Origin of the sequence: Halorubrum sp. Hd13 (genome assembly GCF_002252755.1) — an archaeon.
Taxonomy (GTDB): Archaea; Halobacteriota; Halobacteria; order Halobacteriales; family Haloferacaceae; genus Halorubrum.
The window spans coordinates 67,965-84,472 of record NZ_NHOY01000071.1; the positions used below are offsets into that span (position 1 = coordinate 67,965).

Below are 16,508 nucleotides of genomic sequence, written 5' to 3' on the forward strand. Positions count from 1 at the left end.
TTTTAATCGGTACCGAGCGTATCTTCTCGCGAGATGTACTCGCATATCCTCGTCCCGACGGACGGTAGCCCCGCGTCGGACGCCGCGATCGAACATGCGATCGACCTCGCCGAGCAGTACGACGCCACGCTCCACGCGCTGTACGTCGTCGACGGCGCGGCGTACGCGACGCTCGAAGCGGGCGCCGAGATCGTGGTCGACGCGCTCGAGTCCGAGGGAGAGGAGGCCACGCAGCGGGTCGCGGACGCGGCCGAGAGCGCGGGCGTGAGCTGCGAGGCGGTCGTCACGACGGGGACCGCGTACCGCTCGATCCGGAACTACGTGGACGAGAACGACATCGACATGATCGTGATGGGGACGCACGGCCGGAAGGGGCTCGACCGGTATCTCCTCGGCAGCGTCACCGAGCGGGTCGTCCGAACCTCGGACGTGCCCGTCCTCACCGTCCGACAGCCGAGCGATGAGTGAGTGCCCGCCGCGACGGGGGTGACCCCCGTGCGAGACTGGCTGTCACACCGGGTCGCCGCCTCCCCGGACGCCGCGGCGCTCGTGCGGGCCGAGGACGGCGAGGCCTGGACGTACACGGACCTCGACCAACTCGTCTCGGAGACGGCGGGGCGCCTCGTCGCCCACGGGATCGAGGCGGGCGACCGGCTCGGCGTGATCACGCCCCCGTACGTCGGGACGGTCGGACTGGTCCACGCGGCGATGCGGATCGGCGCGACTTTCGTCCCGCTCGGACAGGAGCTCACGCCCAGGGAGCTCTCGGAGCGGGCGGAGCGGGCGGACCTCTCCGCGGTCGTCTGCGCGGAGCCGACGGAAGACGACGCGTTGGCGGCCGTCGACGGGATCGACGACACGCCCGTCTTCTCCGTCGACGACCCGACCGACGGGACCGTCACCGCCGTCCACGACGTCGAGCCCGCGACGGTCGATCCCCCAGAGTGGGAGTTCGACGATCACCTCTGTATCCTCTTCACGTCCGGCACGACGGGGGAGCCGAAGCCGGTTCCGCTCACCGCCGGTAACGTGTGCAGTTCCGCCGTCGCCTCCGCGTTCCGGCTCGGTGTCGACCCCGGCGACCGCTGGCTCGTCTCTCTCTCGTTACACCACATGGGCGGGCTCGCGCCCGTCTACCGCTCGGCGCTGTACGGGACGACCCTCGTGCTCCGGGAGGGGTTCGACGCCGGGGGCACCGCCGACGACATCGACACGTACGACGTGACCGGCGTCTCGCTCGTCCCGACGATGCTCAAGCGGATGCTCGACAGGCGCGGCACCCTGTCGGACACGCTTCGCGTGGTCCTGCTCGGCGGCGCGCCGGCGCCGGACGAGCTGTTGGAGCGCTGCCGCGACTACTCGGTCCCGGTGTATCCGACGTACGGGATGACCGAGTCGGCCTCGCAGATCGCGACCGCGACGCCCCGGCAGACGAAGGGGCGGCTCGGCACGGTCGGCCGCCCGCTGTTCGGAACCGAGGTGACGGTCGTCGACGAGGACGGCGCGCCGGTCGAAGCCGGGGAGTCGGGGGAGATCGTCGTCGACGGCCCGACGGTGTCGCCGGGGTATCTGAAGCCCCCGACGGACGCGGGCGACGGGGCGACCGCCGAACTCGATCAGTCCATCTTCGGCCCCCACGGGCTTCACACCGGCGACGTGGGACGGATCGACGAAGACGGCTACCTCTACGTGCTCAACCGGCTCGACGACCGCATCATCACCGGGGGCGAGAACGTCGAGCCCGGCGAGGTGAGCGACGTGCTTCGGGAGTTTCCCACGGTCGAGGACGTCGCCGTCGTCGGTCTCGACGACGAGATGTGGGGCGAGCGGGTCGCCGCGCTGCTCGCGGTCGGCGACCGGACGGGGGAACCGGTGGACGAGGCGGCGCTCGCCTCGTTCGCCCGCGAGCGGCTCAGCGGGTTCAAGATCCCGAAAACGATCGCCCTCGTCGACGAGCTCCCGCGGACGGTCTCGGGCACTGTCGATCGAGAGGCCGCGCGGGAGGCGCTTCGGGAGACCGGTCGGGACCTGAATCGCGATCCGGAGGCCGAACTGAAGACGGCCGGCTTCGAGCCCGCGGATCCGACCGAACCCCCGGACGACGACGGCGACGACAGAGTCGAGATCGACGATGCCGAAGAGGTCGCGAACGCGGACGACTCCGCGGAAAACGCGGACGACTCCGCCGGCGAGGCGGCAGACGGAGCCGACGGCGTGGACGACTCCGACGTCGCCACCGCGGGTGAGGGCGGTTCCGACGTCGCCGACGCCGACGAAAGCGAAGGCGAAGACGAAAGCGGAGACGACGAAAGCGAAGGCGAAGACGAAAACGGAGACGACGAAAGCGAAGGCGAAGACGATCCCGACGAGGACACCTCAGAGGTCGACGTCGAGGTCGTCGATGCCGACGACGCCCGAGGCGAGTAATAAACTCTCCCGATATTTCTCGTTGTTCCACGAACGTTTTGACCGCGGGGCCCGCGGATCGGACATGGATCTACTGGACGACAGCGTCGTGCCGGAGCGCGCGCGCGACGTGAAGGCCGAGGCCCGCGAGTTCGCCGACGAGCACATCGCGCCGAACGCGGCGGAGTACTACGATTCGGGCGAGTACCCGTGGGAGGTGCTGGAGGCGGCGATGGACGCGGGACTCATCGCGCAGGACATCGGCGAGGAGTACGGGGGGAAGGGGTTCGACCTCGCGCAGGTGCTCGCGATCGCGGAGGAGTTCTACCGCGCCGACGCCGGCATCGCGCTCACCCTCCAGCTCGCGAGCTTCGGCTGCGAGATGGTCGAGCAGTACGGCACCGAGGCGCAGAAGGAGGAGTACCTCCGGCCGGTCGCGGAGAACGACCAGATCTCCGGGCTCGCCGTCTCTGAGCCGGAGACCGGCTCCGACCTCGCGGGGATGACGACGAAAGCCGAGAAGGTCGACGGCGGGTACGAGATCACCGGCGAGAAGTACTGGGTCGGCAACGCGGTCGAAGCCGACTGGCTCACCGTCTACGCGAAGACCGGCGAGAGCGACGACCGCTACTCGAACTACACGCTGTTCATCGTCGAGACCGACAGCGAGGGGTACGAGGCGGAGCACATCCCGGAGAAGATGGGGATGCGCGCCTCGAAGCAGGGCCACATCGTCTTCGAGGACTGCTTCGTCCCCGAGGAGAACGTCGTCGGCAGCGAGGGCGGCGGCTTCTACGTCCTCGCGGACTTCTTCAACCACGGCCGCGTGGTCGTCGGCGGGCACGGGCTCGGGCTGGCCGCGGCCGCCATCGAGGAGGCCGAGGAGTTCGTTCACGGGCGTAACGCCTTCGGCCGGACGGTCAACGAGTTCCAGGCGGTCCAGCACACCCTCTCGGACATGCGGATCGGCTTCGAGTCGGCGCGCGCGCTCAACTGGCGCGCCTGCGAGAAGGTCGCGAACAACGAAGACGCGGGGTACTGGGCCGCGCTGGCGAAGACAAAGTCCACGGAGGTCGCGACCGACTGCGCCGAGAAGGGGATGAAGCTCCACGGCGGGCGGTCGATCCTCACCGACCGCCGGATCGCCCGCGTCTACCGCGACGTGCGCATCCCGGTGATCTACGAGGGCGCCAACGACATCCAGCGGAACCTGATCTACCGCCAGTCGCGGTAGAGCCGGGAGTGCGGGTCGGCCGCTTTTCTCAGATCCGACGGGCCAGCGCCGCGAGCGCCTCGCTTCCGCCCGACGTGAGGGGGTCGCCGTGGCCGACGCAGGCCACCTCGAACGGCGGGGTGCGGGCGGCGAGGTCGCGGATGCTCTCCAGTACCGCGTCCGTGTCGTAGCTGATGAACCACTCCGAGGGGTCGAGCCCGCCGTCGGACGCCGAGACGAGGTCGCCGAGGAGCGCGACGCCGAGCGACTCGCTCACGTACGCGACGTGACCCGGGGTGTGGCCGGGCGTGTGGTACGCGGTGAACGAGCCGAGCCGTTGACCGTCGGACACGGACTCGACCTCCAGGTCCGGATGCGTCGTGAACAGGCCGGCGAGGCGCTGAAACGCTCCCTTGTGATTGCGCAGCGGCGGCGACCGCTCCCCGCGGAGGATCGCCGCGTCGAACGCGCCGGTGTACACGGTCGCGTCGAGCTCCGGCGTCAGCGCCGCGAGCGCCCCGACGTGGTCGAGGTCGTAGTGGGTCAACAGCACTCGGCCGATGTCCGCGACGTCCACGCCGGCCTCGGCGAGCCCCTCCCGGATCGCTGCGTCGTCCCACGGGGTCCCCGCGTCGACGAGCGTGGGGACGTCGTCGTCGACGAGGTACGCGCTGACGCCCCGCAGCTCGAACCGCCACACTCCGTCCGCGAGTTCCGTGGGCATACCGAGTGGTAACGACCGACGGGGATTTGACGGTGGCGACCGAGGGACGGCGGGAGTCACCGCGTCCGGTGTTCGCATCGGCGACCGCACCGCCGACGAAAACGCCAAGACGCCGCGGCGTCACGTCGGCGTATGCGACTCGAGGACTACTGGGGGATCGGCCCGAAGACGAGCGAGCGGCTCGTCTCGGCGCTGGGGACCTCGCGGGCGATCGAGGCGATCGAGGCGGCCGACGTCCGGGCGCTCGTCGACGCCGGACTCCACCGCGGGCGAGCCACCCGGATCCTCCGCCGGGCCAACGGCGAGGCCGGCATGGACGTCCTCGCGACGGGGGACACCCGCTCGGTGTACGACGACCTGCTCTCGCTGGCCGCCGGCCACGCGCTGACGGCCCACGCCGCCGACCGGATCCGAGTGCTGACGCCGCTAGCGGACCGGGAGGCGGTCGAGGCCCGACTCGACGGCGTGGTCGCCGCGCGCGACGCGTGGGAGGGGCTCGTCGAGGCCGACCGCGAGCGCGTGACCGAGGCGTTCGACGCGTACGACGACGCCGAGGGTTCGGACCTCGCGGCCGTCGAAACCGCCATCGCGCTGCGGGAAGCGGGGCTCGACGACGGCCCGTTCGAAGCGGTGGGCGCGCTGGAGGCGGACGCCCTGCGGGACGCCGCCGGCGCCCTCGCCGACGTGCGCGGGTCGATCGACCCGACGAGCGTCGACGGCGACGGCGACATCGAGGTCGCTCGCGGCGCCGACGACGAGCTGGACCGCCTGCGCGACCGGCTCGACGCGGCCGAGGAGCTGGCGAACTCCGCGTTCGACGTGCTCGACGCGGTCCGGGACGGCTCGCTGCGCGACTTCGAGGCCCTGGAGGCCGCGACGATCGACCACGTCGCGAGCGAGACCGGCGTCGACCCGGCGACGGTGCGGTCGGTGGCTCCCGACGACGCGCTCGACGCCGCCGACTTCGTCTCGGCGACCCTCCGCGACCTCGCGGCGGAGCTGGAGGCGGAGGTCGCGGAGCGCGAGGCGGCGGTCGCCGCCGACATCCGGGAGCGGATCGGCGGCGCGCGGGCGGACTCGGGCGAAGACGGCGGAGGCGACGGAGACGACGAGCGGGAGAGCCACGTCGCCCGGGCGGTGACCGCCGTCTCGGACGCCGCGTTCCTGCTCTCGCTCGCGCGCTTCGCGGCCGCGTACGACCTCGCGCGACCGACGCTCGTCGACGACGGGATCGCGGTGCGGAACGCGCGGAACCCGTTCATCGCCGGCGAGGTGCAGCCGGTGTCGTACGCGGTCGGGACCCACTCGCTCGCGGGCGACGCGGGCGTGGCGAGCGTCGACGCGCCGCCGACCGGCGACCGCGTGAGCGTGCTTACGGGGGCGAACTCGGGCGGGAAGACGACGCTGCTGGAGACGGTCTGCGCGGTGGCCCTGCTCGCGTCGATGGGGCTCCCGGTGCCCGCAGAGGAGGCGCAGGTCGGCTCCTTCGACCGGATCGTCTTCCACCGGCGCCACGCCTCGTTCAACGCCGGCGTACTGGAGTCGACGCTGAAGTCGGTGGTCCCGCCGCTCGTCGAAGAGGGCCGGACGCTGATGCTCGTCGACGAGTTCGAGGCGATCACGGAGCCGGGGCGGGCCGCCGACCTGTTGAACGGTCTCGTGACGCTCACCGTCGAGCGGGGCGCGCTCGGCGTGTACGTCACGCACCTCGCGGAGGACCTGAGCCCGCTCCCGGAGGCCGCCCGGATCGACGGGATCTTCGCGGAGGGGCTCACGAACGACCTCGAACTGCGCGTCGACTACCAGCCCCGCTTCGGTACGATCGGCAAGTCGACGCCGGAGTTCATCGTCTCTCGACTCGTCGCGAACGCGAGCGATCGCGGCGTGCGCGCGGGGTTCGAGCACCTCGCCGGCGCCGTCGGCGAGGAGGCGGTCCAGCGCACCCTCTCGGACGCGGAGTGGGCGGGTGACGATGACTGACGAGGAGGCGGGCGGCCCCGCGGAGGGCGCGGGAGGCGGGCGAATACGGTCGATCGCGGTCCACCGCGAGGACGTCGCGAGCGCGCTCGAGGCGACGCTCCGGAGCGACCGCGAGGTCGTCCTGCGGGTGACGCCGCCGTTCTCCGGTCGAATGCGGGCCCGACTCCACGCGATCGACACCGGGACGGAGGTCGCGGAAGCGGACGGAAGCGAGACGAGCGGACGCGACGGCGACTCCCCGACCCCTATTCACGTCGATCCCCGCGACCTCGTCGCCGAGGTCCCCCCGTACCCCGAGGTCGACGAGACGGCGGCGGCACACCCCGACGCCGACGTCGAGACCCGCCGGGAGCGTCACGCCGAGGCCGTCGAGGGGTGGCGCGAGCGCGTCAGCGGGTCGATCGTCGACGCCGTCGAGCTGGAGGTCGACGGCGAGACCCGCGCGGTCGACGTGACCGCGCTCGGGTGACTATTTTTAAAAGAGGCCGCGGATCCGTTACAGCCGAAGCCGCTTAACCGACGTGCCGGCGCCGCCGAAGTCGGCGAGCGCCGCGTCCGCGTCGCCGCTGTCGGCCGTCGCCGCCGCGACCACCACCGTGTCGGCGTCGAGGTCGGCGTCCAGTCGGACCTCGTACGCGCCGTCGTCGGGCGTCGCGAGCGTCGAGCCGTCGGCGGTGTACACCGCGACCGCCTCGGCGTCGGTCTCGCCGGAGACGACGAGGTCCTCGCCCGCGTACTCGACGGCGGCGGTGAGGTCGGGCGCCGCGGGGCGGTCGCCTTCGACGTACCGCTCACGGACGACGGTCGGGGTCTCGACCGGCTCCCCGGCGTCGACGCCGTGCGCGAGCCGGATGTAGCCCGCCATCGACCACGCGAGCGGGGTCGCCCCCCCGGTTCCCTCGCCGAACTCCCAGCCGTAGTCGGTCGGGTGCTCGCGGTCCCACACCTGCTCGGGGAGCATCCGCCCGGAGTTGCCGAACCCGGCCATCGTCTCCAGCAGGGCGGCGGGTTCGAGCTCGGCCTCCTCGGTGCCGCCGAAGGCGTCGGGGCCGTCGGCGCGGGCGCGGAGCTCGTACTCGCCGCGCTCGCCGGTGAAGATCGGCCACAGCCGGCCGCGGCCGTCGCCGGTGCCGGCCCAGGGCGCGCCCGGGTCACCGGCGGCGATCTCGCCGTAGGCGTCGCCGACGTAGCGGTACCACGCGGGGCCGTACGGCGTGTCGACGCGGATCGATTCGTCGACGACGGAGACGGAGTTCCGGACCGTCTCGTCGTCGGCCGGCTTCACCCCGAGCCGGACGAGTTCGAGGAAGCCTCCGTCGACGATCTCCCGCTCGTCGTAGGTCGGCCCGTCGTTGGCGATCGTCCGCGGTCGCCCGGAGTCGGGGTCGCCGTCCGCGGTGACCCGGAGGTAGTACGGCGTCTCGGCGTGCCGATCGGTCCCCGTCGACGTCGCGCACCACTCCTCGACGCGCGCGGTCCAATCGTCCGCGAGCCCGAGCCACGCGAGCGCGTCGGCGCGGAGCTCGTCGGGGGCGGGGTCGTCGCGCGAGCCGCCAGCCGGGCCGCCGCCGGACTCGATCCGGCCCGCCTCCGCGAGCGCGAGGGCGGCGCCGCAGACGAGTCCGGCGATCTCGGCGGCGATACTCGACGGAGAGAAGCCGGCCTCCTCCTCCCAGCGCTCTTGGGCCGTCTCCGGACCGTTCGCCGCGATGTAGCCGAGCGAGCGCCGGACCTGGTCGTAGGTGTAGTCGGCGTCGGCCGGCGCGGTCCCGTGCTCGTACAGCTGCCACGCCATCACCGACGGGAACGCGATGTTGTCCATCTGCTCGCCGCCCCAGCGGGTGCGGCCGTCGATGTAGGTGTTCTGCGGCAGGAAGCCGTCGTCGTCCTGCTGGGTGTTGTAGAGGTACGCGAGCGCGTTCGCGCCCCGCTCGACCTCGCCGACCTCGATCAGCGCTGTGAACACCTGATAGAGGTCGCGCGACCAGACGAAGTTGTAGCCGTAGCCGCGGTCCTCGGCGGCGTATTCCGTCTCGCCCCACGGCACCGACGGGCTCGCGATCCCCGCGCCGTCGTGGCGCTTGTCCTCCACGGCCGCGAGGGTCATCAGCGCGAAGCGGTACTGCGCCTCCAGCTCCGCGTCGCCGGTCACCGAGTCGGGGAACTCCCGGCCGGCGAGCCAGTCGCGCCACGTCTCGACGTAGGAGGCGGAGACGTCGTCGAAGCCGCGCGAGATTGCGCCGCGGGCCTCGCCGAGCGCGGCCGCGGTGTCGGCGTTCTCGGCGAAGCCGAGCGCGACCGTGTCGGAGACCGCGGTCCCGCTCCCGACGAGCCCGGCGAGCACGACGTTGCCGGTCCCCTCCGCGGTGCCGTCGCCGCGCTCCCCCTCGCTGAACAGGGCGTCGGCCTCGTCACCGCCGGCCGAGAGGACGCTGGCCCACTCGAACCGGTCGTCGCTGGCGAGCGCGAGCGCGACCTCGAAGGAGTCGCCGCCGTCGTCGACGAGTTTCCCCGTGCTCCGCTCGGCCGCGTCGTCGTTGCGCGCGAGGAGGTGGTACCCGTCGGCGCCCGCCACGCGGTCGCCGCGGTCGTTCGTCCCGACGTTCGTGATCGTCGTGTCGACCAGCGCGTACACGTCGTACTCACCCTCGCCCTCGAAGTCGACGTCCGCGAGGACCGCGTCACCGTCGGTGTCGACGGCGTACTCGACGGTCAGCGTCCACTCGTGGCCGTGGCCGTCGCCGGTCTCGCGGATCGTCTGCGTGTACGCGAGCGCGTCGCCGGCGGTCGGTTCCGTCGTCCGCTCCACAGTTTCCGTCGCCGTGACGTGGCTCGTCTCGTCGAACGTCCGGACGGTGTGGCCCGTCTCCGGGTCGGCGACGAGGAAGTCGAACGTGCGGACGTTCATCACGTCGATCCGCGGGAAGCGGGCCTCGGTGAGCGCCCCCTCGGTCAGGGTGAACCAGACCGGGACCGGGTCGTCGGCCTCGTGGTCGGCGGGGGTCCCGACGCCGAACTTCCGGCCCGTCGTCCAGTGGGGCGCCTCGCTCGGTCCGGTCGGTCGGTCGTGCGGGACGGGGAGCGCGCCGTGCTTCGCGAGCGTCACCGTCGCCTCGATCCGGAGCGCGTGCGACCACCCGATCGGCGTCGCGCCGTCGAGGTCCCCGTCGTCGAACGCCTGCTCGGCGAACAGCCCGGCGTCGTTGACGAAGTGACCGTCTGGCTCGCAGAGGGCGTAGAGGTCTCGGGCCGCCCCGAACAGCTCGTCGGCGTCGCCGTCGCGCTCACGCACGAGCCCGCCGAGCGAGGCGGCGGCCGTCGCGCCCCACAGCGTCGCGATCGACCACACCTTCGCGGCGCCCTGCTCGGCCGTGCGCCAGTCGTCGCCGGTGAACCTGACGATCCCCTCGACATCGGCCGTCTCCCGGCGGAGCGCCTCGATCGAGTTCCGGACGTGCCTCTCCACGCGGTCGAGGAACGCCTCGAAGTCGGCCGTCGCGACCGCCGCGCCGGAGCCGTCGGTGACCGCGCCGTCGACGTCCGCGCGCTCCTCGCGGAGGGCCGCGTACTCGACGGTCGCGCTCGCCAGCGCGAACGTGCTGGCGTCCGCACGGTCGTCGCGACTCTCCGCGCTCGCCCGTTGGGGGAATCGCTCGGTGTCGGGGTTCCAGCGGTCGTCGAGCCCGGCGATCGCCTCGTCGGCCGCCGCCGCGGCCGCGACGCGCGTCTCGTCGTCGACCGGGGCACGGGCGACCGCGGCGAACGCGCGCAGGTAGGCCGCGCCGGTGTGGGTGAACCGCCCGAGGGCGTTCTCCCAGCAGTTCTGACAACGCCGGGGGAGCCCGTCGTCCTCGGTCGTCTCGCGGAGGAAGGCGACCGCGTCGGCGATCGTCGCGTCGATCCGCTCGCGCCACTCCTCGGGGAGGTCGGTCGTCCGGCGGAGTCGGGCCAAAAACGCGACCACGGACGCGGGCTGGTCCAGCTGGTCGTTCGGTCCGGCCGTCCCGTTCGCGCCCTCGATCCTGGCGTTCGCCCAGCCGGGGGCGACCTTGCCGGAGTCGGCCCAGACGCGGTGGGGCCACGAGCCGTCGGCGTCCTGCGTGCGACAGAAGAAGGAGGCGGTCGCGAGCAGCTCCTCGTCGGCGTCGAGGCCGACCTCCTCGCTCGCGGTCAACAGCGCCGTCGCGGTCTCCGCCTCGTCGCGGAACCAGGTGTAGCCGTAGCCGCCGGAGGTCGAGTAGAAGGGGTCGAACTCGGGGGCGGCGATCCGAGCGCCGGACTCGGCCGTCAGCAGGTCGAGCGCCCGGAGGTCGCTCCTGATCACGTCCCGCCGCGGCACGTCTTCGGGCACCTCCGGCCCACGGCCGGCCGCCGCCTCGCGGAGGTCGTCGGCGTCCGGGTAGGCGGTCGCGATCCGAGAGAGCTCCTCGATCCGCCGGCGGCGGTCGGGACCGTCGGAGAGCGCGGCCAACGCGTCGTCGCCCGTCTCGCGCGTCTCCTGCCGGTCGACGACGGCCCGGCTCGCGAGCGTGACGCGCTCGGTCCGGCCGTCGCGCTCGAATGGCGCGCGGACGACGACGTCCGGGGTGAGCCGCGAGTCCTCGCGCTGGTCGATCTCCCCGCGGTGGGGGAACCCTGCCCCGCCCTCGCCGAGCAGTTCAGTGATCGTGCGGAGCCGCTGGCCGTGCGCCGCCGTGAGCCCCGTCGACGCCGTGAGGAAGTCGTGCTCGGAGCGGTGGTACACCTCGACGACGCTCCCGTCGTCCGGTCCGGCCCCCTCGTGGACCAGGTTGCCGACGCGGCCCTCGACCATGTCGGGCGAGAACGCGCAGGCGGCGACGAGCTCGGCGCCCGCGGGCGGCGCGCCCCGCAGTTCGATGTGCGTCAGGTGGGTGTCGCTCACGACGAGGTCGAACTGGTGGATCGTGTACCGGCCCGCGTCGTACTCGGTCTCGACGAGCGGCGTGTCCTCGTCGTAGTGCTGTCGCGTCGTCGTGAGATCGTCGAACCAGCGGACGCCGCGGCCGGCCGTGATCCCCATCCGGAGCCGGTCGGCCCCGCCGACTCCCGACAGGGAGTACGAACAGTCGTGGACGGTGCCGTCGGGCCCGACGTGGACCAGACGGCCGTCGTCGCCCGTGAACGCGCCGGCGGTCGTGGGACGCTCCGCCGGATAGCGCTCGCCGCGCCGACGTTCGTGCTCCGTGAGAGCGGTTCGCAGTCGCATAGTCGCCCTGCGATTCCCTCGGTAAAAGCCTTGACGAACGAGGCGACCGACCGGTTTCGCCGCGATCCGGCGAAGGGGAACAACGAATACCCCGGGTGCCGATGGATGGCACATGCACCACCCAGGACCCCCCCGATTCCTCTCGACCGGGGAGACGACGCAGCTCGCCCCGCGGGACCCGGACCCGACGGCGGAGTACGAGTGGCGCGTCGCCGACGCGCCGCCGGACAGCGAGGCGACAGTCGGCGAGGACTCGGTAACCGAGTTCACGCCGGACGTCCCCGGACAGTACCGCCTCGGCCTCGACGCGCCCGACGGCGACCACCTCCTGACGGTCCGCGCGTTCGCGGCGAGCTACGAGGGCGTCGACGTCGCCGGCGGCAGCGGAACGGCGATCCGCGACCGCGACGCCGACCACGCCGCGATCGACTACGGCGCCGAGCGGCCCCACGAGGGCGTCGGCCGTCCCCGCGTCCGGCTCGACGCGACCGTCGAGGAGGCGGAGGGGGGCGGAGCGAGCGGAGACGCAGCGGGCGAGGGAGAGCGCACCGAGGTCGTCGTTCGCGCGACGCCGACACCGAACCCCGAGTCCGCCCTCGACGCGTCGGAGCTCGCGGTCACCTTCGTCGTCGACGATCGCGACGTCGAGCGAGCGGTCGCGGAGGGGCGGCGGAACCCGCGGGACGCGTTCCGGACGACCGACGACGGACGCGCGCTTCGGATTCCGGTCGACGCCGTCCCGGACCGGCTCCGCGTCCACGCGGTCGCCGTCGCCCGCGAGCCGGGTCGCGAACAGCGGGTGAGCGTCGCCGACGCGGTCGCCGTCGAGCGGGCCGACCGGAGCGAGCTCGCGGACGCTGACGAGGACGAGACCGCCGACCCGGACCTGACGACCCCCGTCGACGCCGACGGCCCCGCCTTCGAGACGGTCCGACTGAACCAGCCGCCCGAGTGGACGGCGGACGCGACCGTCTACGAGGTGTACGTCCGGACGTTCGCCGACGCCGACGAGGGCGAGGCGTTCGAGTCGATCGCGGAGCGGATCCCGGAGATCGCCGACCTCGGCGTCGACACGCTGTGGCTCACGCCCGTGCTCCAGCACGACGGGAAGCCGCACGGCTACAACATCGTCGACTTCTTTGACGTGGCGGAGGACCTCGGCGACCGCGACGAGTACGAGGCGCTCGTGGAGGCCGCCCACGACCACGGGATGCGGGTGCTGTTCGACTTCGTCGCCAACCACACCGCACGCGACCACGAGTGGTTCGAGGACGCCTACCGGAACCCCGACTCTCCGTACCGCGACCGCTTCGAGTGGCAGGAGTCGGGCGAGCCGGGGACGTACTTCGACTGGGAGCTGATCGCGAACCTGAACCACGCGAACCTCGACGTGCGGCGGTTCCTCCTCGACGTGATCGACGAGTGGGCGCCGCTCGTCGACGGGTTCCGCTGTGACATGGCGTGGGCGGTCCCCGACTCGTTCTGGCGCGAGCTCCGCGACCGGGTGAAAGACATCGACCGCGAGTTCCTGCTGATGGACGAGACGATCCCGTACATCCCCGGCTTCCACGAGGGGATGTTCGACATCCACTTCGACGCGACGCTGTACTTCCAGCTCCGGCAGGTCGGCCGCGGCGCCGAGCCGGCCGCCTCGGTGTTAGACGCGATCGACCAGCGCGCGGAGATCGGCTTCCCCGACCACGCCGGCTTCCTCCAGTACATCGAGAACCACGACGAGACGCGCTACCGCGTCGAGTGCGGGGACGCCGCCGCGGCCGCCGCGGGCGCCGCGACGTTCACCCTGCCCGGCGTGCCGATGGTGTACGCCGGACAGGAGATCGGTCAGCGCGGCCGCCGGGACGCGATCGCGTGGGAGCACGCGCGCGACGAGGTCCGAGATCGCTACGAGCGCCTGCTCTCGACTCGCGACGACCACCCGGCGCTCGGGCCCGAGGGCGGCCTCGAACGGGTGGGGTACCACGTCGCCAGCGGCGACCTGAGCGAGCGGCCGATCGTCGCTAGCGGCGACGTCCACCCGGACGACGTGGTGGCGTTCCGCCGGAGCGACGGCGCGGAGTCGCTGATCGTCGTCCTCAACTTCGCGCCCGACGAGGCCAGCGTCGCGGTCGACGCCGACCACACGGACCGCGACCTGGTCACCGGGGAGTCGTGCGTCGTCGTCGACGGGGAAGGGACGGAGCGGATCCGCGTCGACGAGGTCGCTATCGTCAGGGAGACGGAGTGATGAGCGGGGACGCGGGGGACGCGGGGGACGCGTCGCGCGATCGAACGCGCGAGACGCTCCCCGACCGGACCGAAGCCCTCGTCGAGCGGGCGCGGGCCGACCGCGAGGCGGCGGCCGATCGGTTCGAGGCGGCCCGGTCGCTCGCCGAGCGCCTCGGCGCGCATCCGATCAGACCTGAGGGCGCGGACCCGGCGACCGACCCGCCCGAGGGCGTCGCCTTCGGCTTCTGGACGCCCGACCTCGTCGACGCCGGCGTCCCCGTCGACGACGTGCGACTGGAGCTGTTCACTCCCGTCGCCGAGGACGGGGGCGACGGCGACGAGACGGCGGTCGACCCCGGCCGCGACGACCTCCGCGAGGCCACGTTTCGCGTCGACCGACTCCCGGTGGAGCGCGACGAAGAGTTCCACTGGGTCGCCGTCGACGGGATCGCGCTCGGGACGCGCGACCGGCTCGGCGCGTTGTATCAGCTCGTGTACCGGACCGCTGGCGGCGACGAATGGGAGACGGTTCGGGACCCCCTCGCGTACTCGCTCCCGTTCGGGGCGTTCGCGCCCGCGGAGGCCTACGACTGGCCGCGCCTCGACGCGACGCGCCCCGACGGCGACCACTTCGACTCGCTCGGGACCGACGAGGAGGCGCTCCCGACGACGGCGGACGACGGGCTCCCGCGGATTGACCCCGCGACGAGCATGGTTGAGATCCACCCCGGCACGTCGACCGAATCGGGGTCGCTCGCGGCGCTCGCGAAGCGGTTCGAGGCGATCGGCGAGAAGCTCCGAACCGGCGAGCCGCTCGCACCTCACGAGCGGAACTACGTCGGGTACGACGCGATCCAGCTCATGCCGGTCGAGCCGCTAACGCAGGCGTACGGGCGCCAGTGGTACTGGCGCCCCGGCGGAACGTACGAGCCCGGAGACGGCGAGGACGCTCGCGGGTCCGGCCCGGAGCGCGGCGGCGGGTCGGACGACGCGCCAGTCGACCCCGCGTCGGCGTTCGACCGCGAGCGCGACCTGGAGCGCGCGAGGGTCGGCGTCGAGCGCCCCGACCAGACCAACTGGGGGTACGACGTCGTTGTGAGCGGCTTCGGAGCGGCGAACCCCGCGATACTGGAGACGGGACGGCCCGACGAGCTCGTCGAGTTCATCGCCGCCTGCCACGGGATGCCCGACCCGATCCGGGTCGTCTTCGACGTCGCGCTCGGGCACGCGGACGAGTCGGCGGCGGAGCTGCTTCCCGACCCGTTCTTCGAGGGGCCGGGGATGTACGGCCTCCACCTGAACTACCGCCAGCCCGTCGTTCGGGCGATCATACTCGAGTTACAGCGCCGGAAAGCGAACTTCGGCGCCGACGGCATCCGGATCGACGGCGCGCAGGACTTCACGTACCACGACGAGGAGACCGGCGAGCAGGTCCACGACGACGCGTTCCTCGCCGAGATGGACCGGGTGACCCACGAGGTCGCCGGGACCGAGTACCGCCCGTGGATGATCTACGAGGACGGCCGCCCGTGGCCGCGGGAGGACTGGGAGCTCGCGTCGACGTACCGCACGCTGATCGAGCAGCACCCGCACGCGTTCCAGTGGTCGCCGGTGACGTTCGCGCACAACAAGCCCGCGCTCCTCACGTTCTGGGCGACGAAGTGGTGGCGCATGCGCGAGGTCGGCGAGATGGGAAGCCAGTGGATCACCGGCGTCGCGAACCACGACACGCTGCGGCGCGGCTCGCAGGTCGAGGTGACCGACGACTGGGGCGGCGCGCTGATCAACCCGTACCTCGCCGACTCGCCGCCCGAGACGATCCGCGAGGCGTACGACAGCCCCGCCGCGCTCGTCTGGTTCCACGTCGCGATGCCGGGCGTCCCGATGGACTTCCTCCACGCGAACTACCGGGCGCCGTGGGGGTTCGTCAGGGACACCGACCCGACGTGGAACGTGAAGGTCGTCGCCGAGGAGGCGCCGTGGATCGACTGGCACGTCCCGGAGGGGGCGTACGGCGAGCGCGACTCGTTCACGCGCTTGAAACAGCTCGGATTCGAGACGCGCGCCGAGCTGAGGGAGTTCGTCACGACGCTCGCGGCCCTGGTCGACGCGACCGACTACGACCTCGACCTGATCGCGGAGCTGCTGTCGGTCAAGGGCACCCCCCTTCGAGGTAACGCTCGCGGCGAACTCGCCGCCACCGACCTCCAAGCGTTCTCGTTCGCCTGGAGCGCCGACGTGGCCGAGTACCTCGTCTTGGACCGCTGGGAAGACGCTCAGGGCGATGCGCGGACCGCGTTCGACCGCCGCGTCCGCGAGTTCCGCCAGCCGCGGCCCTGGCTCCGCCGCGACGTCGACCCGGACCGCGGCGAGGCGTTCGGCTACCGGCATCCGACGGAGGGAACCGTGGTGTACCAGGCGCTCAGACGCGACCCCGACGGAGACGAGGCGCTGCTCGTCGCATGCAACGTGGAGGGAACCCCAGTCGAGGTGTCGCCGACGGACGTCCTCGACGACCTCGGCGTCGCCGGGCGCGACGACGGCGGCGAGCGCGACGGGGCGCCCGACTGGACCGTCGCGCTCGCGGCGCCCGACACCGACGCCTCGGTGGGATCGGACGCGGGGGTCGTCACGCTCGAGACCGCGGACGCGGTCGTCTGGCGCGCGGGCCGCGGCGACTGAGTCGGCCGCCTGGCCGCGACATCCGAGCCCCCCGTTCGGACGCAACGCTT

The 16,508-nt window shown here is 72.4% G+C and carries 9 protein-coding genes; 7 read left to right on the forward strand and 2 right to left on the reverse strand.

All coding sequences use genetic code 11. From position 1 onward, the window contains the following. Positions 1–33 precede the first annotated feature (33 nt). From DJ81_RS09895 to DJ81_RS09905, 3 genes are all read left to right on the forward strand, one after another. Entirely contained in the window at positions 34–468 is a 435-nt protein-coding gene (locus DJ81_RS09895; RefSeq protein WP_094580947.1) for a universal stress protein, read from the forward strand. A gap of 27 nt (positions 469–495) precedes the next feature. Then, positions 496–2,427 (forward strand): o-succinylbenzoate--CoA ligase, encoded by a 1,932-nt coding sequence (gene menE, locus DJ81_RS09900; RefSeq protein ID WP_094589512.1) that lies wholly within the window; start codon positions 496–498, stop codon positions 2,425–2,427. 64 nt (positions 2,428–2,491) lie between these two features. Beyond that, positions 2,492–3,640 (forward strand): acyl-CoA dehydrogenase family protein, encoded by a 1,149-nt coding sequence (locus DJ81_RS09905; protein WP_094522417.1) that lies wholly within the window; start codon positions 2,492–2,494, stop codon positions 3,638–3,640. Positions 3,641–3,668: 28 nt separating this feature from the next. On the opposite strand, the gene DJ81_RS09910 is transcribed toward DJ81_RS09905, so the two are convergent. Then, positions 3,669–4,343: an MBL fold metallo-hydrolase gene (locus DJ81_RS09910; RefSeq protein WP_094589498.1), complete on the reverse strand. Its 675-nt coding sequence runs from the start codon at positions 4,341–4,343 to the stop codon at positions 3,669–3,671. A 132-nt stretch (positions 4,344–4,475) separates the two neighbouring features. Between DJ81_RS09910 and DJ81_RS09915 the strand changes: the two genes are divergently transcribed. Next, entirely contained in the window at positions 4,476–6,323 is a 1,848-nt protein-coding gene (locus tag DJ81_RS09915; protein ID WP_094522421.1) for a DNA mismatch repair protein, read from the forward strand. Further along, the gene (locus DJ81_RS09920; RefSeq protein ID WP_094589500.1) at positions 6,316–6,792 is read left to right on the forward strand and encodes a hypothetical protein; all 477 of its coding nucleotides are present in this window, start codon (positions 6,316–6,318) and stop codon (positions 6,790–6,792) included. Before DJ81_RS09915 ends, DJ81_RS09920 begins: the two co-directional genes overlap by 8 nt. A 27-nt stretch (positions 6,793–6,819) precedes the next feature. On the opposite strand, the gene DJ81_RS09925 is transcribed toward DJ81_RS09920, so the two are convergent. After that, complete coding sequence (locus DJ81_RS09925; protein WP_094589502.1) at positions 6,820–11,550, reverse strand: glycoside hydrolase family 15 protein; 4,731 nt, start codon at positions 11,548–11,550, stop codon at positions 6,820–6,822. Positions 11,551–11,662: 112 nt separating this feature from the next. On the opposite strand from DJ81_RS09925, the gene malA reads away from it, so the two are divergent. Next, complete coding sequence (malA, locus tag DJ81_RS09930) at positions 11,663–13,795, forward strand: alpha-amylase MalA (RefSeq protein ID WP_094522427.1); 2,133 nt, start codon at positions 11,663–11,665, stop codon at positions 13,793–13,795. Further along, positions 13,795–16,458 carry a glucosylglycerol hydrolase gene (gene gghA, locus DJ81_RS09935; RefSeq protein ID WP_094589504.1) on the forward strand — a complete coding sequence of 888 codons (2,664 nt, stop codon included), beginning with the start codon at positions 13,795–13,797 and terminating at the stop codon, positions 16,456–16,458. Before malA ends, gghA begins: the two co-directional genes overlap by 1 nt. Positions 16,459–16,508 lie beyond the last annotated feature (50 nt).